Here is a 21,948-nt window from a genome sequence, read left to right as displayed (position 1 = left end):
TGCATGTACAACTACCCCCTTTTTGCATCAAAACCAACTTTCACGAGAATCGATTTTTTGAGGCAAGGTGAATGATTGGTGGACAAAATGGGTACTCAGAATGTTAAATTTCTTACTGAAAACTAGACAAAAAAAACAATTATATCTCACGGATGTACTCTCACACCAATTGCTGTTTGTTAGCAAACAAGATAAAAGTAAGCCATTGCATCTCGCAGTTTTGCCTATGTCACAGCCTATTCATTTCTGAAGAAATTGAAGAGTGTGTCTTTGCCGTTCGGTGTTGATTGAAATACCAGGAAATATTTAATCTAACAGACCGCGAATCCATCCAAGCACGTCCGTTTAATAAAACACCTTGGAACCTGCCACTAATTCGAGGTGTAGATGTGTCAAATATATCTGTCAGCTTTAAGCTTGCTCGTAGTTTTCTTTCAAAGAAGTGCTTTACAACAGAACAATTGAGAGAAGACGATGAACTATACTCTATATAGCCACTGCTGCCAGCCCCATTGTGCGAATAATCCAAACTTACCTCCCACTGATGTGGGAAAGTAAAGCTATTGTTTAAAGAAAGAATGACAAAGGGCTTGCTTACCAAGTGCGAAGAATGCTCTTTGGTACTAGGAAGAGTAATGAAATTTTGAATGAAACCCAACATAAACCTAGGTTCGTATAGACCAAAGCGTGGGGCGGCATTAACTAGTGCCTTAAAACCTTGCATATAACTTAGGTTTTGAGATGTTACTTTGATTCGATGTTCCCCATGATACGAATCCAATTCGAACGTTTCTAAGATAGGACGATGGGTATAAGTGTAACCAACCGATAGATACAGCCAACGATACGAGCAGTCGTAGCTGATGTTATGCACAACCGAACGCTCTAAACTAGGGTTGGATTGCTTGATGTTGTACCGATTGAGGTACACATCCCCACTTGCCAGTTGACTGAATGTGGGATATATTATAGACGAATTATAGCTGAGTTGGTGCGTCCAACCTTCTTGTGCATAGGAAAGAGACAGAGAAGGCAGAAGAGTTTGGTAACAAAAACTTTCTGTTTCTGTTTTTCCCGCATGGTCTTGATAACGCTTATTCGTTCTTTCAAAACGTAATCCCAAACCCATATTCCATCTTTGGTTGGGCATTGTACAATCAACACCTAAGTATCCAGCCCCTTTAATTTCCTGAATTGTGTTGTCAGTAGGTTGGGCATCAGCAATGTTTAACCTTGTCCAACCTCGTATAACAGATTTGCTCCAATCGCCGCCCACTTCGATTTTGGTTCTCCGTGCTTGGTAAACAGCACGAGGCGAGAAACCCCATAACGAACTGTTTCCCCTGGAATAAATCTCAGTAAAACGCATTTTCTCTTGTAGATGCTGTTCAGATGTGGTTCGTTGTTGGTACCAGTCCGAGGCGAGGTCTATTGTCCAATGCTTACTTAAAACTCCTTTATAATAAAGATTGATGTTATCCTTTATATTATGACTTGCTATGTTGCTCTCGAAACCCTCATAGAGAAAATCATTACCTTTCCATACAGACAAATTGCCAAGCAGATGTACATTGGAACGTGACGGCTGTCTTGTGTATCTCAAATTGAGTTGATGCTTGTCTGTGAAGTTATATTCAAGATTGGCAAAATACATTTGCTCGCTGTCCTTGTTTTTCTTTTTCGTATCTTGCGACCTTACCTTCCATAGAGTTGCGGAATGCAACAATTCAAATGTGTTTTCTTGTTGTGGTTGCGACTGATAAGTAGTATAGTCGGCACCAAGAGTTAGGCTAATTCTTTTGTACCGATATCTCACTTCCCCGTCTATGCCTTGCGAAAACTTGTGATTGATTCTGGTATAAGAACGCAAAAAGGCTGAAACTCCTTCGAGCAATGTACTTGTATGGATAAACACCACGCTCCCTACTTCTCCTGAATACCGAGAACCAGGATGCCTGTCTATCTCAACAGACTTGATTGCCTTAACGTCAATGCGCGCTATTTCTTCTGCCGTAGCAGGGCGGTTGTTGAGGAAATATTTTATCTCACCTTGATTTATCGACTTCAACTGGTCGCCTTGCATGTAAAATCCTGGTAGCTTTCCAAGTAAATCGTTTATATGGCTCTCTGAACTGAGGGAAGTGCCAGCTACATTGCACACCAAGTTGTTGCCTTTGATTGAAAATGCTTTCTTGTTGCCTTTGACAACAACCTCAGCTAGGCGAACTGAGGAAGTTGGCAATACAATGGAGCCTATCTTGGCAGGAGTTGTAAATGTGGTTTGATAACCAACAAGACTGACTTTAAACAAAACACTGTCAATAGGAGTATCGAGCGAGAGTGTAAACTCTCCTTTACTATTGGTAACAGTCCCCTTTATGAGCACAGAATCGGGTAAGCTTAAAACAACAACATTAGCAAACTCCAAGGGTTGTCCTTCGGAGTCAAACACCCCACCTTGATAAGTCTGTGCTTGTGCGTTGCCTATCGAAGGTATAAGAATAAAGAGAAAGCGTATTATACGCTTAGTGAAGAGCAAGTTAAACGCTTTCGAACTCTTCTGATAAAACTCGATACGCATACTTTTTTTTTGAATTAACGCCTTTTGCAAAGGCCATTCCTACCAAGTTTTCTTACTTTAATACGTCGTTGAGACCATCCTCCAATACATTTGGAGAATAGAATTTTCGTTATATGCACTAACATCCTAAAAGAAAGGCTTTTGTTTCTTGTCGTGTTAAGAAATCAAAGTAGTAAGCTTTCTTTCTGACATTAGTAATTGCTCTGCATGATTTTTTCGTAAAAACACATGCGGAAGTAGTCTTGATTATTGACTATAAACGGAGCGGTATTACTCCCTTCGTGCTCCAAACACCAAGACTATCGTCCGTTTATATACAAAAGCTATGGGCAAAGATACGAAAAAAAACAAATTACGTTCTTGTTTATCGACAAAAAATGCAGTTACAAACATGCTGTAACCTGTTGTCTTGCCTATGCTGAAGTTTTAAGCACTAAGGTTTCAGCGTTTTTTAGTGAACATTCCCAAACGATGCCCCACCCCCTTATTGTTAAGGGCACGCAACACGTATACCCCATTGGTTATGCCGCGCACATCAAGCTTATCGTTAACCGAAGAAAGCGTTGCAACGTGTTGACCTTGCAAGGTTTCAACAACCCAAACACGTCCCCACAAAGCATCGGCCGACTTGGGCAGCAACACCTTTCCATCACTGAAAGCCAGCATTTTAAGTTCGCTTCTGCTGCCGCCTGCCGCCTTTCGTGTTTGCAGAGGTTGGCTTTCGTTGCCATACCTGTCCATCGTTGTTATGGCAAAATACATTTGTGCGTTTCGCGGACTAACCTCAATGCTGTTCTTTGCATAGCGCATGGCTATGAGATTGCGACCATCGGTAACGTCAACAGGATAAGACGAGCTGGCATACACATTATATAATATATATGGCGAGTTGTTGGTGCTACGGCCACCACGCCAACTAACAAAAACGTTTCCGTTTTCTTCGCTCGTGTTTAAGTCCGTTGGAGGCGATGGTAGCTTGCTGTTTTCCCATGTCAGAGCAGGCGGCAGGGCCAAAGTTGGCGTAAAAACTTGTTGAGCATAGGTGTATATGCCCTTCAAGTTATCGGTAAAGAACTTACTTCTGAAATAGGCATGCCCCATGCCATACTGCCTAGACACTTGCATTTCGCGCGTTATGACGTCGAGCGACCAGTTTTTTTCGCTGGGCGACATAAAATAAATGCCCAATCCAGGCACCACCATTCGCCCGTAACTCTGTTCAGCCCAGTCGATAGCAAAGGGAAAAAAGTTGTTGCCTTGGAAGTACATCATTGGGAAAAGGGCATCCATTAGCCCGTCGCGCAACCAGCCTTGCGCATCTTGGCAAACCTTGGTGTATGCGTTCCAGCCATTACTTGCAAAACGGGTAAGATCGTTAAACTTGCCAATGGGCGAACAGCTATATTTTACCCAAGGTTTATTGGCCTTTACTTTCTCGCCAATGGCGCGCACAATGGCCGTAATGTTTCGCCTTGCAGCATCGTGGGGAATGTTTATTTTCCATGTTTCAGGATAACGAATATAGTCTAGATGCAAGCCATCAATGTCGTAGCGGTCGGATATTTCTTTGCAGATGTTGGCTAAATAAGTGGCTGTCGTGGAATTTTCGGGGTCCATATAACCCTCTTCGCCAATCCGTTTTATCAGGTGCGGATATTTGTTTCTCAGCGTTTTGCAACCCAGTGCGTTCCACTTTCCCACGGGAATAGTCACCACCCAAGCGTGCAACTCCATCCCTCGTTTATGGCATTCGTCTATGGCAAAGGCCAAAGGGTCGTAGCCTGACGACCTTCCTGGTATGCCAGAGAGGCATCCATCCCACGGTTCGAGCGATGAAGGATAGACTACCGTGCCGCGAATGCGTGTCTGAAACAAAACGGTATTGATGCCTGCGCGTTGAAGTTTGTCCAGGATGCCACGTAATCCTTGCTTTTGTTTGCTTGCCGCCAAATCGTTTTGAGCATACGAACGCGGCCAATCCAATCCGCCGATGGTGGTGAGCCACACCGCTCTAACCTCACGTTTAGGCAGTTTCCACCCGTTAAGTCCATTGGGTTTTGAAAACGAAAAATCCTGTGCGAGGAGCGTTGTCGCGACAAAAAACGCGAGAAACAACAGCAAAAATCGACGTGAAAATGAGGATTGCTTTATCATCAGAATATCTCTCTTCTATATGTTTGTGCCTTGTATTGTTGTTTAGGCCTTCAACAAGCAAACGCAAGGAGGCCTAAATATATAATGAATGCAAAGATAAGTATATTTCTCGCATTTGTCGAATAATTTATTTACTTTTGCAGTTAATGTGACTTAAAGCCTGTTTAAGTCGGTTGTTTGTGACAAGGTGCACAACACTAGCAGGACAATAGTTGCAGAAAGAGAATTATCAAAATTGAATTAAAGATTAATCCTGTAGAAATGAAAAAGAAATTAGGTTTGCTTTTCGTGTCGTTGATGCTTACGCTCACGGCAAGCGCACAATTTGAAGAGGAAAAAGTGTATGTGGCAGGTTCGCTTTCGGGGCTGGACATCAACTACAACGGCAACAATAAGTTTAGTTTCGGCGTGCAAGCTAAGGCCGGTTATTTCTTTGAAGACGACTGGATGGTGTTAGGACAGTTCGCCTACAACCACTATGGTAATGAAACCGTGCCCGATTATATTTCTGTTGGGGCAGGACTAAGATATTATATTGAACAAAACGGCCTATTTGTTGGAGCCAACGCAAGCCTTGTGCACACCTACCACAACTATAACGACATCATGCCAGGGTTTGAGTTGGGCTACGCATTCTTCGTTAGCCGTACTGTTACTATCGAACCATCGCTGTACTACAACCAATCGTTTAAAAGCCATTCCAAGTACTCAACGGTTGGCCTCAGAATTGGTGTAGGTATCTACATTTAAACTTCTGTTGGTCAGGACGTAATAAGAACCTTTACGGATATAGGCTGGCTTAGGGACAAATATTCCACAGTGAAATAAACATTGCTTGTGGCTTTAAGGCGTTGTCCTCGTTATGCCGAAACTTGTTTCATGCCTCAAAGTGGCTCGCATGCGGATGCTTTTTGTACATAGCATGCGAGCCACATCAATAACTTTTCATTGTGCCTTTTAGTTAAATATTGAATATTGGCGGTGCATCCATCTATTTTTTTGTAAATTTGTATGTTGAATATGTGGGGAAACAAGCAGCAATCATAGGGGTTACACAGCCTCGTAAAGTCTGCCAATACCACATTCACTCAATAACGGCGCATGGTGAAAACCATCAACAATATAGGCCGCTAAAACGCAAACAGCAATTATATTCATCCACGTCTAGGTAAGTAATAAAGTTTATTATAATGAAAAGGAAACTATTTTTAGCACTACTCTTCGTTCCCGTTTTCACGTTCGCACAAAACGATTGGGAACGTCCACAAAGTAAGGAACAAAACAAATCTACACAAACAAAAAGCAAAAAACAAAGCGCAACCACCACCGAACAAGCCAAATATCTAGAAGGCGCGGTGCCAACAGTAGATGGCAAGGTGGTGTTTGATTACGAGCTAGACCTCCCTGGCAAAAGCGCACAAGAGATTTACGACGCCACTTACGCGGCGATAGAAGACTTAACCAAGGGTGAAAACCAATTCCCCGAAAGTTCGATTGCGCTGGTTAACAAGAAGGAACATATCATTGCGGCACGATTTAAAGAGTGGTTGGTGTTTCAAAGCACTTTTCTTTCGCTAGACAGAACTGTGTTTAACTACACGCTCATAGCCAAATGTTCAGACGGAAAGCTTAACCTAACCCTCTCGCGCATAAGCTATGCCTATGAAATGAACCGCGGAGAAGGCAGCGGAGTGGAGGCAACAGCCGAGAAATGGATTACAGATCAATATGGACTAAACAAGGCTAAAACCAAGCTTAGCAAGATGTCGGGCAAGTTTAGGCGCAAGACCATCGACCGTAAAGACGAGGTCTTTGAAACCATTAAACAGCGATTGAGGCAATAAGACACCGTGCCGACCACGCCAATTCCACATTTCAAGAGAAAAATAGCAACACAAATAGCATTTGTATGGAAACGCAATATCCACAAAGAAGACATAGAAGACCAGACAAGGAGCAAGACCAATTCTTGCCCATAAGGAACATACTGAACATTATCTTCATTATCGGCGCCATTATTGGCGTATCCGTATATTTCTTATCAGACACCACCGTAGGCACGTTTATCGTGCTGGGGTCGATGGTTTTCAAGATTGCCGAAACAATACTTCGCTTTATTCGTTAGATGAACAGGTTATTCATGCTGGCCTCAATGCTGTCGTTGGCATTGTCGTCGGCACTTGCACAAGACGATTTCACTCGCTTTGACGAGGACGGAAACTTCTCAACAGGCAAGAAAGAGAACAAGAAAGACTCGCTGGGTTCTAACAAGGAGATACCCGTGGGGCTGAAAGTGTGGACCGTAGACCCGCGCTTTGGCGACCGCATTGCGGCGCAACCCGACACCCTCTCGCACATGTTTATGAACAAAGCCTTTACTTATGGCATGCGGGGCGAGTACAATATGCTGGGCAACTTGTCGTCGCCCAGACTCAATCGCGTGTTCGTAAACAGGTCGGCTGATGGTCAGTTTATCTTTACCAAGCCTTATAGCTACTTCATTGTGCCTGCCGACAAGTTCCTTTTCACCAATACGCTGTCGCCCATAACCAATCTCAGTTATTTCAGTTGCGGCGATAAGACAGACGGAGAAGACCATTTCACGGCTTTATTTGGCGTGAATGCTGGCAAACGCGTGGGCGTTGGCTTTAAGTTCGACTACAACTATGGGCGCGGTTTCTACCAGAACCAAAGTACGGCCATGTTTAATTACACGATGTATGGGTCGTACATCGGCGACAGATACCAAGCACACCTGTTGTTTTCTACCAACCACCAAAAGGCAAGCGAGAACGGGGGAATAACCAACGACAACTACATCACCCATCCCGAAACGTTTAGCGAGAACTTCACCACGAACGAAATTCCTACCGTCTTAACCAAAAACTGGAACAGGAACGATAATCTTAGCGTCTTTTTCAGCCATCGTTACAACATCGGCTTTAACCGAAAAGTACCCATGACCAAAGAAGAAATTGCTGCCAGGAAATTCGCAATGGAGGCTAAAAAAGACAAGAAACAACGCGAAAAGAAACAAAATGGCCGTACAAGTAAGGCTGGCGATAATGCAACCGACGACAAAGCGTATGGCGGTCGCCCCGACAATGCAAAGATTGCAGGCACTGAACCCGAAGATTCGGCACGCTCTACGCGCCGCATTATCGTTAGTAGTAAGGCACAAGCAGACAGCTTGATGGCACAAAGCGAGCAGCCAAAGAAAGATACTTCGTGGCTGAAAAACGAGTATGTGCCCGTTACGAGTTTCATACATACGCTTAAATTCGAAAACTACAAGCGCATTTACGAGGCTCACCAAACGCCAACCAACTACTATGCCAACACATATTTTAACGCTGGCAAGCTAACAGGCGACTCCATTTTCGACGAAACTCGCCACCATAGGCTACAAAACACGTTGGCCCTAGCCTTGCTCGAAGGGTTTAACAAGTGGGCTAAGGCAGGCATAAAGGCATTTATAAGCAGCGACATACGCCACTACGAATTGCCCAACACGCAAGGAAGACTAGAAAGTTTTAACGAACAAACCATGAGTTTTGGCGGACAATTGTCCAAGACGCAAGGCAAAACCTTGCACTATGGCGTTACGGCAGAGACGTGGTTCTTGGGCAAAGATGCAGGCCAACTGAAAGTAGACGCCTCGGCAGACCTTAATTTCCCTTTGTTCGGAGATACCGTCAGCCTCGCTGCAAACGCTTTTTTCCATCGAATTAACCCAGGTTTCTACTTCCGTCACTTCCAATCGCGCCACTTCTGGTGGGAGAACAACAGCTTATCTATGACCATACACTCGCGCCTGCAAGCCACATTAAGTTCTCAAAAGACGCGAACCAAACTGCGTTTTGCCGTAGACGAGTTGAAGAACCACACGTATTTTGCACAGAACTACACCATAAACAGCGACTTTACACGCTCGGCCAACACCGTGAATGTAGAGCAAAGCAGTGCGGCAATAAACCTACTAACGGCCGAATTGGCACAAGATGTCACCCTCGGACCGCTCAATTGGGAGAGCGTTGTAACGTGGCAACGCACCAGTCATCCCGACGTTCTGCCCCTACCCTCCCTCAATATCTACACCAATCTGTACCTGCGGTTTAAGATAGCACGCGTGTTAAAGTGCGACTTCGGGGCCGACATGCGATACTTTACTGCCTATAACGCACCCGATTATAGTCCTGCGCTGGGGCAATTTACCGTTCAAGCCCAAACCGACAAGGTGAAAATTGGCAACTATCCGCTTGTTAACGTGTACGCCAACTTCCATCTTAAACAAGCTCGTTTCTTCATTTTGATGAGCCACATCAATGCAGGCAGCGGTAACAAAAAATACTTCTTCGCTCCTCACTATCCACTTAACGACCGCATGTTGTACTTCGGGCTAAGCTGGAACTTCTTTAACTAAGGCTTGTTAAACGAGATGTCAGCCAACAAGGCACGCTCGCCCAGAGAAGTGAATAGACAAAAAGAAACAGGCCGCAACCGCTCTTATCTTCGTAATAGATAGCGTGTTGCGGTCTTTTCACATTATTCCACCCATCAAACAACAGCCAACAAACGCCTTACCGCCACCCACTGCACTTACATTTAAAATTGCTATAAAGTGAAAGATACACCTAAAATCAATTGTTTTATTGAACATAAAGTTGTAACTTTGTTTCCATATTCAGGAAGGAATGACTTATCCCGAAAGCAAAACACATATTTACGAACATGTTTAACTAAAAACCACAATACATGAACGATAAGAAATTGATGAATTTGGCTGCGGACAACATACGCATTCTGGCAGCGTCAATGGTAGAAAAAGCTAAGTCTGGACACCCTGGCGGAGCGATGGGTGGTGCCGACTTCATTAATGTTCTCTTCTCAGAGTTCCTTGTTTACGACCCAGAAAACCCCTCATGGGAAGGTCGCGACCGCTTTTTCCTCGACCCTGGGCACATGTCGCCCATGCTATACTCGGCCTTGGCGCTGCAAGGAAAGTTTACGATTGACGAGCTTCAGCAATTTCGTCAATGGGGTTCGCCCACTCCTGGACACCCCGAAAGGGATGTGCAACGCGGTATAGAGAACACTTCGGGACCGCTAGGACAAGGGCATGCCTACGGTGCAGGTGCTGCTGTTGCCCAAAAATTCCTCGAAACGAAACTCTCGCACACCATGATGCAGCACACCATATATATATATATATCCGATGGTGGCATCCAAGAAGAGATTTCGCAAGGCGTTGGCCGATTGGCTGGCGCACTGGGACTAGACAATATCGTGATGTTTTATGATTCGAACGACATTCAATTGTCTACCGAATGCGGCGTAGTTACTTGCGAAAACACTGCCGCCAAGTACGAATCGTGGGGTTGGAGGGTGATAACCATCGACGGAAACGATGTTGACGAGATACGTCAAGCACTGAACGAGGCCAAAGCCGAGAAAGAAAAACCCACACTTATCATTGGAAATACTGTGATGGGCAAAGGCGCATTGCGAGCAGATGGGTCTAGTTTCGAACACCATATCGGCACACATGGCGCACCACTCGGCGCAGAGGCCTACCAAAAAACCATCGTTAACCTAGGCGGAAACCCCAACGAACCTTTCGTGGTGTACCCCGAAGTGAAAGAACTCTATGCAAAACGCAATGAAGAACTAAGAGAGATTGTAGCCAAAAGACACCAAGAAGAAAACGAATGGGCCAAAAATAACCCACAACTAGCCGCACAAATGAAGGAGTGGTTCAGCGGAAACGCGCCAAAAGTGGATTGGAGCACGCTGACTCAAAAGCCCGATGGCGCAACGCGTGTGGCCTCGGCTGCATGCTTGGGACTGCTGGCAGAGCAAGTTCCGAACATGGTTTGTTCGTCGGCTGACCTCTCTAACAGCGACCGCACAGACGGTTTCCTCAATAAAACGCGCGAAATGAAACGTGGCGACCTTTCGGGAGCCTTCCTCCAAGCTGGCGTAAGCGAACTTACCATGGCCTGCATGTGCATTGGTATGTATCTACATGGGGGCGTAATCCCTGCTTGCGGAACCTTCTTCGTATTCTCCGACTATATGAAACCTGCCATACGTATGGCTGCCCTCATGCGTGTTCCCATCAAGTTTATTTGGACACACGATGCTTTCCGCGTTGGCGAAGACGGTCCTACGCACGAACCAGTGGAACAAGAGGCGCAAATCAGGTTGATGGAAAAGCTGAAAAACCATTGCGGCGAAGACTCTGTTCGCGTTTTCCGCCCTGCCGACGTAAACGAAACAACCGTATGTTGGCAAATGGCAATGGAGAATATGAACACGCCAACGGCGCTTATTCTTTCGCGTCAGAACGTGAAGAACATACATCCCGACACCAATTACGAACTTGCTCGCCGTGGCGCATACGTTGTTGCAGGCAGCGACAGCCAATTCGACGTTATACTCTTGGCCTCTGGCTCGGAGGTAGCTACATTGGAAGCTGGCGCCGAGCTGCTAAGAAAAGACGGCGTGAAAGTACGTATCGTGAGTGTTCCTTCCGAAGGATTGTTCCGCATGCAAAGCGCAGAATACCAAGAAGAAGTATTACCCACTGTTTCTAAGATATTCGGCTTAACAGCAGGGCTACCCGTAACGCTGCAAGGTCTTGTTGGTGCTAACGGAAAGGTTTATGGGCTAAACAGTTTCGGCTATTCCGCTCCGTTTAAGGTGCTAGACGAAAAGCTAGGTTTCACCGCAGAGAATGTGTATCATCAAGTTAAATCATTAATAAGAGAGTAGTATGGAAATAAAAACTATTGGTATCGCTTGCGACCACGCAGGCTTCCCGCTCAAGCAATACGTTCTCCAATACTTGGAAGAGCATGGTTATCCGTACAAAGACTATGGCACATACAGTGACCAAAGCAGTGACTATCCCGACTTTGCCCATGCCTTGGCCGAAGGTATCGAAAGCGGCGAGGTTTATCCCGGCATTGGCATCTGCGGAAGCGGCGAGGGCATTGCCATGACCCTCAACAAACACCAAGGCGTAAGAGCAGGATTGGCTTGGATGCCAGAGATTGCGCAACTTATCCGCCAACACAACGACGCCAATGTGCTAGTTATGCCTGGTAGGTTTGTAGACAACAAAACTGCAAAGAAAATTCTCGACGGGTTCTTCTCTGCCACATTCGAAGGCGGACGACACCTCAACCGGGTGAAGAAAATCGCCATTAAAGAATAAATAGCGCGGCTCAACCAGTTTCCCCTCGGCAATAGTTGGCCTGAAACAACGCTAAGAAATACAAAATGGAAGTCATAAACACTTCCTCCTCCTTCTTTTTAAAAGGCTCACGGTTTATCCGCGAGCCTTTTAATTTCTCTTCGTCAGACAAGTTAAGCTTGTGCTTGATAATCACTTGCAACAAGAACCATACGTGCAGGTTTATTACTAGCCTCTCGCTTATCGCGATGAAACTTGGTGTAGTAAACCTTTTCCAACTCTGCCCAGGGAAACATTTCATCGAGAACGCCCCAACGGTCATGCTTTTCCAAATCTTCAAACGGAGATCTGAACAAATCCAGGGTCAGTTGTTTATTCTGCGATGTATACTGTGTATTCCTTTAACACTGTAAAGGTACTAACTTTATGTGAAAAAGATGAATAAAATAGTAAATACATATCTAATAATCAGCGAGTTGCAATTATTCTGTAAGCACTAGTTTGTAAATGTTTTAATAAGTCGATTGGGGCTAAATAAAAGAGGCTGAACTTCACAAAAGAAATTCAGCCACCATATTATATTGTGCCAACTATGCCAAACAAGGCACATACACACATAAGCATGCTAAGCAAAACAAGTTGTTTATTGCTTAATGTTAGGTTCTTCCAGGCCGTAACCCTTCTTGCGGTCTACAACGCGAAGGTACAAGCCTAGCAACAGAGCCACCAAGCCCAACATGGCCAGCATGAGCAAGGGGTTGGTGTAGTTGTAAGATGTTGCAGCCTCGGCTGGTGAAAGCGTGCCTGCTTCAAGGCTTTGAACAATGTCGGGATTGGAGGCTTTCAGAATCTTACCAATCAATAAGGGGAAGAGCCACAAACCAATGTTCTGTATCCAAAAGATTAGCGCGTATGCCGAACCAATGATTTTGCTGTCTACCAACTTGGGAACCGATGGCCACAACGATGCAGGAACCAACGAGAAACTAGCACCAAGAATAAGGATGGTGACAAAAGCGAGTGCTACACCGCCAATTTCGTTGCCCTTAAACATGGGGAGAACAAAGGCAAACGTAAGGTGGCATACGATAAGGAGCACACTACCCAACACCAACATGGAGGCTGCCTTACCCTTGTGGTCGACATACTTGCCCAAGATGGGAGTAATACCTACGGCCAACAGTGGGAACACAGCAAAGATGGCCTCTGCAGATTGACGTTTGTAAGCGATAAAGCAGTAGCCAACAAGGAACAGCAATGAAATGAAGAGCAAACCATACTTTAAGGATGCTTTCTTGCTGAAGTTGCTAGTGAAGGCTGTTGCAGCAATGGTTATCATCACAAAATACTGGATAATCGTAACCGTGTTAGAAGCCCAGAAGTCGCCTTCGGCCAGGTGTGTGAAGGTTAGGTTGCACTGCAGCATGTTAACTGCATACTTTTGGAAGGGGAAGATGGCCGAATAGTAAAGCACACAGAGGAGAGCAACAATCCAAAAGCCCTGACTGCGGAGTATCTGGCCAATGTCCGAGATGCGGAAGGGGTCGTCTTTCTCTTCGGCCTCGCCTGTTTGTGCATCTAGTTTCTTATCCATAAAGAAGTAAACCACAAACATGATTAAGGCAATCATCAACAAGATAAGACCGAATGCGGCTGAACGAGAAACGTCTACACGTCCGAACATGCGGGCGAAAACGGGCGAGAAAATCATACAGGTGGCAACACCAAGTCTTGCCAAGGCCATTTCTGACCCCATTGCCAAGGCCACTTCTTTGCCCTTAAACCATTTTACGATACCACGCGAAACGGTTATACCGGCCATCTCGGCACCACAGCCGAATATCATGAAACCAATGGAGGCCAATTTTGCAGAGGCTGGCATACCTGCATAGAAGGGAGATACGCCAAGTTCGTCGAACAAGGGGATATAGTTGAGGTTATCCGAAAACCAATGTTCGAGCGAAGACCCCATGAACGATTCGGTTACGGCGTACCAATTGATACAGGCTCCTGTGAGCATAACAAGACCTGAAAGGATGGCTGTAAAGCGCACACCCATCTTGTCGAGGATAATTCCTGCGATGATGAGGAAGAAAATAAAGACGTTGAGGAAGGTCTCCGAGCCTGCGTAAGTGCCGAAAGCGGTAGAGTCCCATCCACGTGTGGATTCCATCAAGTCCTTAATTGGCGACAAGATATCCATAAAGATGTACGCGAAGAACATGGCCATAGCCAATAGCAACAAGGCAGTCCAGCGTGCTGCTGCTGAATCGCGTAAGGTGCTTGTTGCGTTGTTGATTGTTGTCATAGATATTAACAATTATTCGATATTAATGTTTTCTGTTGCTAAGTTGGTGGGGTGACGAGTTGACGAGTTCACAAGTTCGCGAGTTGACAAGTTAACAAGTTGACAAGTTAACAAGTTGACAAGTTGTCAAGCTGACGAGTTGACAAGTTAACAAGTTCACAAGTTTACAAATTTACGAGTAGATTTGTTACTTACAAGTTAACGGCAACTCACCGCGCTCGTTTTATTTCTTCAACCAACGGTCGAGCCATTCGAAGAACGTGCGTTGCCACAGCACGCCGTTTTGTGGTTTAAGCACCCAGTGGTTCTCGTCTGGGAAGATAAGCAACTCGGCAGGGATGCCTTTCATACGTGCAGCGTTAAATGCACTCATGCCTTGAGTGGCGTTGATACGATAGTCTTTCTCGCCATGAATGCAGAGTATGGGCGTATCCCACTTGTCGATAAAGCGATGGGGCGAGTTTTCGTATGTGCGCTTGGCATTGGCCGTTTGGTCTTTGTTCCAATATGCATCGTCGTATTCCCAATTTGAGAACCAATTCTCTTCTGTTTCGGTGTACATGGCTTCGAGGTTGAAGGCACCATCGTGAGAGATGAAAGCCTTGAAACGCTTGTCGTGATGACTGGCCAAGTAGTAAACGCTGAAACCTCCAAAGCTTGCTCCTACGCAGCCAAGACGGTCTTTGTCTACGAAAGGTAGGTTGGCAACAGCATCGTCCACGGCGGCTAAATAGTCTTTCATACAGAGTCCAGTCCAATCTCCTGATATTTCATCATTCCATTCAGAACCAAATCCAGGCAAGCCACGACGGTTAGGGGCGATGATTACATAGCCGTTGGCGGCCATGATTTGGAAGTTCCAACGATAACTCCAAAACTGACTAACGGGACTTTGTGGGCCTCCTTCGCAGAAAAGCAATGCGGGATATTTCTTGTTGGGGTCGAAATGCGGTGGTAGGATAATCCATACCAATTCTTTCTTGCCATCTACGGTGTTAACCCAACGTTGCTGAACCTTGCCCATTTCAAGTTGATCGAAGATGTGCTTGTTCTCGTCGGTAATCTGTTTTACGTCAGACTTCTTTTCTTTCTTTGAAGGTGTCACAACGAAAAGTTCGTCGGGGTGCGAGTAGCTGTGGCGCATGGCGAGCAGCCTACCCGTGTTGCCTAGCAACTGAACCGAGGCGTAATCGTGCCAGCCCTCTGTGAGTTGCATTACCTTACCAGCCAAATTGGTTTGATACATGTTTACACAGCCGTGCCAAACACCGATAAAATAGAGGGTTTGCGAGTTGGCTGCCCAACAATAATCGTCGACATTAGAATCGAAAGATTCGGTAACATAACGTTTCTCGCCCGTTGCAAGCGTATATATGCAAAGGCGGTTGCGGTCGCTTTCGCAGCCATCTTGTTTCATACTCTGCCAAGCAACGTACTTGCCATCGGGAGAGAATTGGGGATTAACGTCGTAACCCACGTTATAATCCTTGGCTTGACGGTTCACAGCTTGGTTTCTCAACGACTTGGTAGCGTCTACGGCAGGAGCCTTATAGTCGGCAGGCTTGCAAAGGTTGGTTGTTTTTCCTGTTGCCAGTTCATACAAATAGATGTCTGAGTCGGTCGAAATGGAATACTCGCGCCCTGTTTTCTTCCTGCAAGTATAGGCAATTGTCTTAGAGTCGGGGCTCCATGCCAATTGCTCAACGCCGCCAAATGGTTGCATTGGACATTCGTATGGTTCGCCTTCCAACAAGTCCTTACCTTCGGTTATGTCCTCCGCTTGAACATCGGCCACAAAGGGATGTTGTATGCTTTCAACATAGTGGTCCCAGTGGCGGTACATCAAGTCGGTTACTTTTCGACCTGTGGCCTTGGGCAGATCGGCAGGGTTGGCTTGGATAACGCCCGTATATTTGATTGACTTAATCAGGATCACCTTCTTACCATCGGGTGAGAACTTAAAGCCTTCGATGTCGGTTGCACTGCGTGTAAGTTGCTTTCGGTCGGAACCATCGGGGTTCATACTCCACAATTGGCCTTTTGTTAGGAACGCAATACGGCGTCCGTTCTCAATCCAAGCAGCATCGGTCTCGTTGTCTGCCGTTGTGGTGAGTTGTCTTTTGTTTGTTCCATCAGCATTAGAAACAAAGAGCATGTGATGTCCCTTGTTTTCTTGCACACTGTAATAAGCCACACGATAGACAACGAGTTTACCGTCGGGCGAGGCCTGTGGCCCACCGATACGTCCCATTGCCCAAAGGGCCTCGGGTGTCATGAGGTCGCTTTTTAAAGTAATTTCGTTCTTACCGATCATGGTTTGGCCAATTGATTGCGGCGCGACGGCCAACAAAGCCATTGCAGCCAGGGCTAGAGATTTCTTCATAGGTTTTAGTGCTTTTAATTCCTTATTTTAAAAGACGGATTACAGTTGTGCGCTCGTTAGGGCGCAAACCATAATCCGTCGGATGCTTTAAATTCGCTTGTTATGTTGTATCAATTGAATTAGGGGGTTATTCACTCGGCTCACTTCTTGCCAAGCTGCTCGCGTTTGCGTTGCAGTTCTTGTTGCTGTTGCTGCATGGCTTGCAGACGAGCAGACAGGCCTTTAAGTTTCTGCGGGTTGTTCTGAGCCTCCTTATAGTTGGCCTCCAGTGTGCTCAGCAGCTTTTCGTCGTTGGTGGTCTTACGCAAGAACCACATGATGGCAGCACTGAAGAACAGACTGACGAAATAGTAGAAGTTAAGTCCTGATGAGTAATCGTTGAACATGAAGAAGAACATCACGGGCATGAGGTACATCATCCACTGCATCATCTTCATTTGTTCGGCCTGCTGACCAACCATTTGGTCGCGCTGTTGGCGCATGGTCATTATCGAATAGAGCACGTTCGACAAGCAAAAGAGGATACATGTGAGCGAGAGGTGGTCGCCAATGAGCCAAATGTTGTGTCCCCACTCCAACACGGGGTCGTAAGTGGAGAGGTCCTTTATCCACAAGAAACTTTCTCCGCGAAGTTGGATGGCATTGGGAACGAAGTTGAACATCGCGATCCAAATGGGCATTTGTATAAGCATGGGCAAGCAACCAGAAAGAGGACTGACACCATACTTGGCGTATTCGCTCATCATGGCCTGCTGTTTCTTCATTTGGTCTTCGGGCTTGTTAAACTCTTTGGTGGCCTCTTCGAGTTTGGGCTTAAGCACACGCATCTTGGCCGAGCTTAGGTAACTCTTCTTCACCAAGGGAAAAGTGATGAACTTTAAGAGTAAGGTGATGAGGATAAGTACCACACCCATGTTGATATTTAGTCCCGTTAGCCAGTCGAAGACATAGAGAGTGAACCAACGGTTGATGATGCGGAATAACGGCCAGCCCAAGTAAACGAGCCTTTCTAACTCCAAATCCTTACCGAAATGGCTCTTGCTTTCCATCTTTTGGAGCAAGCGGAAGTCGTTAGGACCGTAATAGAAATCGAGTTGTGTGGGTTGTGCGCCCGTTGGGTCGAAGGCAGTTTTAAGCTTGGCTTGATATTGTTTGAGGTATCCCGAACCCTTTTCTTGGGGGATGCTCGTTAGCGTGGCGTTCGTGCCAAAGTCGGTTTTAGCAATCATCACAGCCGAGAAGAATTGGTTTTTGAAAGCAACCCAATCTATTTTGTCTTCAATAACCTCGTCTATTTTTTCAGAACTCTCGCTTAAATAGTCTGTTCCGCCCTCCGTTTTGTGGTAAGTTAATGAGGCATAACGGTTTTCAAAGGTAAATCCTTTCTCTTGTTGTGCACATCTTTCTTGCCAATTAATGTCCACAGTATTAACCGAGGGGTTGAGTATTCCACCCATTCCCGTTGCCGAGATGCTTGCGTGCAGCATGTATTCGTCGTCCAACACATACTTAATGGTAAGAGTTTTGCCTGCTGCTGCTTCGGCTGTGAAAGTAACGGTGGTGTCGGTAACTTCAGAAGGCGTAAAGAACAGGTCGGCCGTACTTACATATCCGTCCTTAGTTGCAAATGTGTAGCTAAGGCTTTGGTCTTTTCCTTGAAACAAGGTAAGGTCTTTATGGCCGTTGCGGTCGGTAAAGTTGTTTATCAGCACCTTATCCACAACACCTCCCTTGGTGTTGAGTTGAAGTGTGAGTTTGCTGTTCTTCAACACGATGGGCTTGGCCTCGCCAATCAAAGCCTTATGAAACAGGGCGCTTGTGTCGGTGGTAGCCTGTTGTAGAGCCTCTGCGCGTGCTGCATCGGCCTTAGCCTTGGCCTTCGTTTGTTCTTCCTTGTTTTTCTTTTCAATCAGTTCCTTTTGCTGTTGCTTAGCCAATTCTTCCTCCGAAGGACGGTTCCAAAGGCTGAAACCAATAAGCACTAAGCCAATGAGAATGAAACCGATAAGATTGTTTTTATTCATTATGTCTTGTCCATTTATCCCGTTCTGTCATCGTCAGGCATGATATCAATGGCAGCCCAACGCCATTTACGGGAGATAATCAGAATATTGTAATTATTTTTTATTTGCTATTGCCGTCTTAACGAAATCTACAAAGAGGGGGTGTGGATTGAGCACCGTGCTTTGGTATTCGGGATGAAATTGTGTACCGATATACCATTTTAGACCCGCTATCTCCACAATTTCTACGAGGTCGCTTTCAGGGTTCTTGCCAACACAAGCCATTCCTGCGCGCTCGTATTCCTTTTGATACTCGCTGTTAAACTCGTAACGGTGGCGGTGTCTTTCCTGTATATGCTCGTGTTTATAGATGTCTAACACGCGCGAAGTCTGTTTCAACACACATTCATAGGCTCCCAGACGCATTGTTCCGCCCATGTTGGTGATGTTTTTTTGTTCCTCCATGATGTCGATAACGTTGTGTTCCGTCTTCTCGTCCATCTCTCTGCTGTTAGCATCTTCGTAACCAAGTACGTTGCGGGCGAACTCTATCACCATCATCTGCATGCCTAGACAAATGCCGAAAGTGGGCATGTCGTTTGTGCGAGCATAGTGGGCTGCAATGATTTTACCCTCAGTGCCACGTTGGCCAAAGCCAGGACAGATAACGATACCATCCATGCCTGACAGCTTTTCGGCCACATTTTCTTTCGTAATCTTCTCCGAGTTGATGAAATTAAGCACCGTCTTATAGTCATTGTATGTGCCTGCTTGGTACAAGCTCTCTCGAATACTTTTGTAAGCATCCTGCAAATCATACTTGCCAACAAGACCGATGTTCACCTCGCTGGTGGCTTGTCGGCGTCTTTCCAAGAACTTACGCCAGGGGCCAAGTGCAGGTTTCTCGCCGATAGGCTCGCCCATCCGTTTCAATATGGCCACATCCAGCCCTTGTTCTTGCATCCTTACAGGAGCCTCGTATATGCTTGGCAGGTCTTCGCTTTGCACAACGCAGTCTAAATCTACGTTACAGAAAGCTGCAACTTTCTTCAATATACCTGCATTTAACGTTTTCTCGGTGCGCAGAACCAACACGTCGGGCTGTATTCCAACGCTTTGCAGTTCTTTAACACTATGCTGTGTGGGTTTGGTTTTAAGCTCTTGGGCGGCTTTCAGATAAGGAATGTAGGTAAGGTGCACGCAAACGGCTTTCCTGCCCAACTCCCATTTCAATTGTCTGATGGCTTCGAGGAAGGGTGTAGACTCGATATCGCCCACCGTTCCGCCAATCTCGGTAATAACAAAATCATAGTGATACTTCTCGCCTAAAAGCTTTACGTTACGCTTAATCTCGTCGGTGATATGGGGAACAACTTGAATGGTCTTTCCCAAGTAGTCGCCCCTTCGCTCCTTATCAATAACCGCTTTGTATATCCTACCTGTTGTCAGCGAGTTGGCCTTGGTGGTCTTGATGTCCGTAAAGCGTTCGTAGTGTCCCAAGTCGAGGTCTGTTTCCATCCCATCCACTGTGACATAGCATTCGCCGTGTTCGTAGGGATTGAGCGTTCCGGGGTCGATGTTGATGTAAGGGTCGAACTTTTGGATGGTGATGTTGTACCCTCTCGCTTGGAGGAGTTTGCCTATAGACGAGGAGATAATGCCTTTGCCTAGCGAAGAAACTACTCCACCCGTTACGAAAATATACTTAGTCTCTGTCACAATGATTATAATTTATTTGTTTATAAACGCAATATGTATGTTATGGAAACCTAGATGACATTGGCAATACGCCGGTCTCTTTTTCCTAAACTGCAAATGTACGATAAAAAAACGATATGCACAAGAATTAAAGAAACGTTATAAAGCGTACGCAACAAAATAGCTGTTTCGATGCTGTTCTATGTTGCAGCTTGGCCTTTAAACTCCACGCATCTTGAACATTGAACGCCACCTTAAAGTAAGCCATTGGAAAAGCCGTATGTTGCTTTTGCGCAACCTATATAAAAGTGAAGCGGCAGAAACATCTTACCTTTCGTCCACTTAGATGCGCATTTCTTGCAATATCGCAGCCATTTTCTGAACCGTTGCCACACGTGTTGGCACGAGCGGTAAGCGCAATTCGTTCTCGATGAAACCCATCTCGTGCAACAAGGCCTTAACGCCTGCGGGATTTCCATCAACGAAAAGCAAGCTATATAGTTCGGTAAAGCGGTGGTGTATCTTGCGGGCTGGCTCGTATTCGCCGTTAAACTCTAAGCGAATCATTCGCGAGAACTCACGCGGCAGGGCATTGCCGATAACCGAGATAACACCTGCTGCCCCACTAGCTATCATGGGGAAGGTAAGCGCGTCGTCGCCACTCAGCACATCGAAGTGGGCTGGTTTGTTCTTTATTATCTCGTCCACCTGTTCCAAACTGCCGCCCGCCTCTTTTACAGCTACGATATTACGGCAATCGTTTGCTAGCCTAACGGTTGTTTCAGACTTTAAGTTGATGCCGGTTCTTCCTGGTACGTTGTACAGCACAACGGGCAACGGACAATTATCGGCAATCATTTTGAAGTGTCGATAAAGGCCCTCTTGCGAAGGCTTATTATAATAAGGACAAACGCTCAGTATGCCATCTACCCCGCGAAGGTCGAACGATTGTAGTTCTTTCACCACGGCCTTGGTGTTGTTTCCGCCGCAACCCATCAGCACGGGCAACCTTCCTTGGTTTACTTCAACAACGAAACGTTTAATTTCGGCACGCTCTTCCTGATCCAAGCAAGGGCTCTCGCTTGTGGTGCCAAGTATGCAAAGAAAGTCGGCGCCATTGTCCGTTTGATATTCGATGAGTCGTTTCAATGCTGCATAGTCTATCGATCCGTCCGTTTTAAATGGTGTCACAAGGGCGATGCCCAGTCCTTTGAATATGTTCGTTGCCATAAAATTGGTTTCTTATGTTTGGATAGTGCAAAGGTAAGGGAAATTGAATGAATAACAAAACCTAAATAAACGGAATTTTCTACCACTCTAAAATAATCGCTATTCACATCGTAAAATATGGGTTTGTGTTAAAACTTTTAGCACATTATGAAGTACAAACACCTGCATCCATGCCCCTTTTCTCACGCCTTCGTGCACACATATATATGACCAAAGACATTAGGTCTTGCATGTAACTGCCTTTTGTCGTAATATACACATGCTACACATACATCAGTACAGGCTGTATCGTACTGATGGCGAAGTAAGTTCACAGACACACGAACCATAGGCAGAGGACAGAAACACATCGCCTACTACGTAAGCATCCAATATTCGCCGTCTTTTTCCGAT

General features: G+C 45.7%; 14 protein-coding genes. 6 read left to right on the top strand and 8 right to left on the bottom strand.

What is annotated here, in order from left to right; all coding sequences use genetic code 11:
* Nucleotides 1-229: 229 nt before the first annotated feature.
* Together HMPREF2955_RS04050 and HMPREF2955_RS04045 are read right to left on the bottom strand one after the other, a co-directional pair.
* Complete coding sequence (locus tag HMPREF2955_RS04050; protein WP_070721269.1) at nucleotides 230-2,581, bottom strand: TonB-dependent receptor domain-containing protein; 2,352 nt, start codon at nucleotides 2,579-2,581, stop codon at nucleotides 230-232.
* 441 nt (nucleotides 2,582-3,022) lie between these two features.
* Complete coding sequence (locus HMPREF2955_RS04045) at nucleotides 3,023-4,735, bottom strand: glycoside hydrolase family 10-like protein (RefSeq protein WP_070721268.1); 1,713 nt, start codon at nucleotides 4,733-4,735, stop codon at nucleotides 3,023-3,025.
* Between the two features lie 261 nt (nucleotides 4,736-4,996).
* Here HMPREF2955_RS04045 and HMPREF2955_RS04040 point away from each other — a divergent pair, with 261 nt between their 5' ends.
* The 6 genes from HMPREF2955_RS04040 (at nucleotide 4,997) to rpiB (ending at nucleotide 11,954) form a co-directional block, all read left to right on the top strand.
* Entirely contained in the window at nucleotides 4,997-5,485 is a 489-nt protein-coding gene (locus HMPREF2955_RS04040; protein WP_009229711.1) for an outer membrane beta-barrel protein, read from the top strand.
* 440 nt (nucleotides 5,486-5,925) lie between these two features.
* Nucleotides 5,926-6,579 (top strand): DUF4468 domain-containing protein, encoded by a 654-nt coding sequence (locus HMPREF2955_RS04035; RefSeq protein WP_070721266.1) that lies wholly within the window; start codon nucleotides 5,926-5,928, stop codon nucleotides 6,577-6,579.
* Nucleotides 6,580-6,644: 65 nt separating this feature from the next.
* Nucleotides 6,645-6,860, top strand: coding sequence for a hypothetical protein (locus HMPREF2955_RS04030; RefSeq protein ID WP_019188379.1), 216 nt, complete (start codon nucleotides 6,645-6,647; stop codon nucleotides 6,858-6,860).
* Nucleotides 6,861-9,158, top strand: a complete 2,298-nt coding sequence (locus HMPREF2955_RS04025; protein ID WP_070721265.1) for a putative porin — start codon at nucleotides 6,861-6,863, stop codon at nucleotides 9,156-9,158.
* A gap of 332 nt (nucleotides 9,159-9,490) precedes the next feature.
* Nucleotides 9,491-11,509: a transketolase family protein gene (locus HMPREF2955_RS04020; protein WP_070721263.1), complete on the top strand. Its 2,019-nt coding sequence runs from the start codon at nucleotides 9,491-9,493 to the stop codon at nucleotides 11,507-11,509.
* Between the two features lies 1 nt (nucleotide 11,510).
* On the top strand, nucleotides 11,511-11,954 hold the full coding sequence (gene rpiB, locus HMPREF2955_RS04015) for a ribose 5-phosphate isomerase B (protein WP_070721261.1): 444 nt from the start codon (nucleotides 11,511-11,513) through the stop codon (nucleotides 11,952-11,954).
* A gap of 152 nt (nucleotides 11,955-12,106) precedes the next feature.
* Here rpiB and HMPREF2955_RS16145 read toward each other — a convergent pair whose 3' ends face one another.
* From HMPREF2955_RS16145 to dapA, 6 genes are all read right to left on the bottom strand, one after another.
* Nucleotides 12,107-12,265 carry a hypothetical protein gene (locus tag HMPREF2955_RS16145; protein WP_168166862.1) on the bottom strand — a complete coding sequence of 53 codons (159 nt, stop codon included), beginning with the start codon at nucleotides 12,263-12,265 and terminating at the stop codon, nucleotides 12,107-12,109.
* A 311-nt stretch (nucleotides 12,266-12,576) separates the two neighbouring features.
* Entirely contained in the window at nucleotides 12,577-14,241 is a 1,665-nt protein-coding gene (locus tag HMPREF2955_RS04005; RefSeq protein WP_070721255.1) for an MFS transporter, read from the bottom strand.
* Nucleotides 14,242-14,464: 223 nt separating this feature from the next.
* Nucleotides 14,465-16,624 carry a dipeptidyl-peptidase Dpp5 gene (locus HMPREF2955_RS04000; protein ID WP_070721254.1) on the bottom strand — a complete coding sequence of 720 codons (2,160 nt, stop codon included), beginning with the start codon at nucleotides 16,622-16,624 and terminating at the stop codon, nucleotides 14,465-14,467.
* Between the two features lie 140 nt (nucleotides 16,625-16,764).
* On the bottom strand, nucleotides 16,765-18,648 hold the full coding sequence (yidC, locus tag HMPREF2955_RS03995) for a membrane protein insertase YidC (RefSeq protein WP_070721250.1): 1,884 nt from the start codon (nucleotides 18,646-18,648) through the stop codon (nucleotides 16,765-16,767).
* A gap of 93 nt (nucleotides 18,649-18,741) precedes the next feature.
* A complete protein-coding gene (locus tag HMPREF2955_RS03990) occupies nucleotides 18,742-20,346 on the bottom strand; it encodes a CTP synthase (protein ID WP_070721248.1) in 1,605 nt (534 codons plus the stop codon).
* A gap of 321 nt (nucleotides 20,347-20,667) precedes the next feature.
* Complete coding sequence (gene dapA, locus HMPREF2955_RS03985) at nucleotides 20,668-21,555, bottom strand: 4-hydroxy-tetrahydrodipicolinate synthase (protein ID WP_019188386.1); 888 nt, start codon at nucleotides 21,553-21,555, stop codon at nucleotides 20,668-20,670.
* Nucleotides 21,556-21,948: the final 393 nt, after the last annotated feature.

It is taken from the genome of Prevotella sp. HMSC073D09 (assembly GCF_001814145.1).
GTDB lineage: Bacteria > Bacteroidota > Bacteroidia > Bacteroidales > Bacteroidaceae > Prevotella > Prevotella conceptionensis.
The sequence above is the reverse complement of the archived record's forward strand: the minus strand, read 5'-3'. Positions and strand labels throughout refer to the sequence as shown.